The organism is Vibrio sp. OPT46 (assembly GCF_015163535.1).
GTDB lineage: Bacteria > Pseudomonadota > Gammaproteobacteria > Enterobacterales > Vibrionaceae > Vibrio > Vibrio alginolyticus.
Genome location: NZ_JADDYG010000010.1, coordinates 44122 through 45698, shown reverse-complemented (window position 1 = coordinate 45698; position 1577 = coordinate 44122). Strand labels below are relative to the sequence as shown.

At 50.2% G+C, this 1577-nt stretch carries 1 protein-coding gene and 2 pseudogenes; 2 read left to right on the top strand and 1 reads right to left on the bottom strand.

The genetic code is table 11. The features are described from left to right. Together IQR33_RS32075 and IQR33_RS01675 are read left to right on the top strand one after the other, a co-directional pair. A pseudogene (locus IQR33_RS32075) lies at positions 1 to 174 on the top strand (glutaredoxin); the annotation flags it as partial. Positions 175 to 184: 10 nt separating this feature from the next. Next, positions 185 to 1309, top strand: coding sequence for an alkene reductase (locus IQR33_RS01675; protein ID WP_053304586.1), 1125 nt, complete (start codon positions 185 to 187; stop codon positions 1307 to 1309). Between the two features lie 82 nt (positions 1310 to 1391). Here IQR33_RS01675 and IQR33_RS32070 read toward each other — a convergent pair. Beyond that, a pseudogene (locus IQR33_RS32070) lies at positions 1392 to 1577 on the bottom strand (alcohol dehydrogenase); the annotation flags it as partial.

Here is a 1577-nt window from a genome sequence, read left to right as displayed (position 1 = left end):
ACTAAACCCTTGCTCAACCTAAGTTCAGAAAAGCAAACGTCACTGGTTGATCAAGCCATTATGTTTTCCATTCTACGCGGCTTTTTCAGTGCGCCCGAAGTGCAATGGGATCCAGCCGTACTTCACTGGATGGCAACCGCTCGTAAAGCGACCAACGTGCCAGTACTTATCTAAGGAGCGCATCATGAAACAAAGAACAAATAAGCTGTTTGAACCAGCTCAACTGAAAGCGTTGTCACTACAAAACCGCATTGTCATGGCACCAATGACTCGCGCACGCACCACTCAGCCGGGCAACATCCCGAATGAGATGATGGCAACGTATTATCAACAGCGCGCTTCTGCCGGGCTGATCATTTCCGAAGCCACACAAATTTCGGACGATTCTCAAGGCTATTCGTTCACCCCTGGCGTTTACACCGATGCGCAAGTGGCGGGCTGGCAGGGTGTGACCCAAGCGGTCAAGTCACAAGGCGCAGCGATGTTTTGTCAGCTATGGCATGTGGGCAGAGTGTCTCACCCAACATTCCAAAATGGTGAACAGCCTATCGCGCCATCTGCGCTCGCTCCGGTAGAGACGCAAGTTTGGATTGCAGATGAACAAGGCAACGGCAATATGGTCGATTGTGTTGAGCCACGCGCCATGACACAAGCGGATATCAACCGAGTTGTCGGTGATTTCGCGAACGCAGCCAAACGCGCTATTGAATCGGGTTTTGATGGTGTAGAAATCCACGGCGGGAATGGGTATCTGATCGATCAGTTCTTAAGAACCAACTCAAACCATCGAACAGACAACTACGGCGGTCCACGAGAAAATCGTATCCGTTTTCTTATCGAAGTAGTGGATGCAGTTATCGCCGCTGTTGGTGCGCATCGAGTTGGAGTGAGATTGGCACCATTCATTACGTTTAAAGATATGGACTGCCCGGATATCGTGCCAACAATCTTGGAAGCATCAAAGCAACTACAGGAGCGCGACATTGCCTACTTGCACTTGTCCGAGGCCGATTGGGCCGATGCACCAACGATTCCTGAGACGTTTCGAATCGAACTTAGAAAGCGCTTTCGCAACGCTATTATTGTTGCAGGTCGCTACGTTCCTCAACGAGCAAACGAAGTGTTAGAGAAAGGTTACGCGGATCTTGTAGCATTCGGACGGCCATTCGTAGCAAACCCAGACTTAGTCTCTCGCTTGCAACATCACCATCCGTTGGCAGAACTCGATGGCTCAACGTTGTTTGGCGGAAACGAACGAGGCTACACCGATTACCCTGCTCTGCAACATGAATGCGCAGAACAGGCCTAACAAAAAAGCCCCAACCTAGCAGCTACGGTTGGGGCTGTCACCAAACTAAAATTGGTTTTAGCTAGCTTAATCTGGCTAAGAGTTAAATCACTTCTAACGCGCCGCAGCGCCAAGGTTCGATAACGACTTTGATGTGGTCATTTGGCGTCATTAACTGTCTAAACGCGTCTTCGACACCGTCGATTCCCACTTTGGCGGTGAGCATTTTCTGCCAAGGCAACTTGTGTTCGGCAATCGCTTGTAGGCATTGCTCAAACTCGTGCGGTTG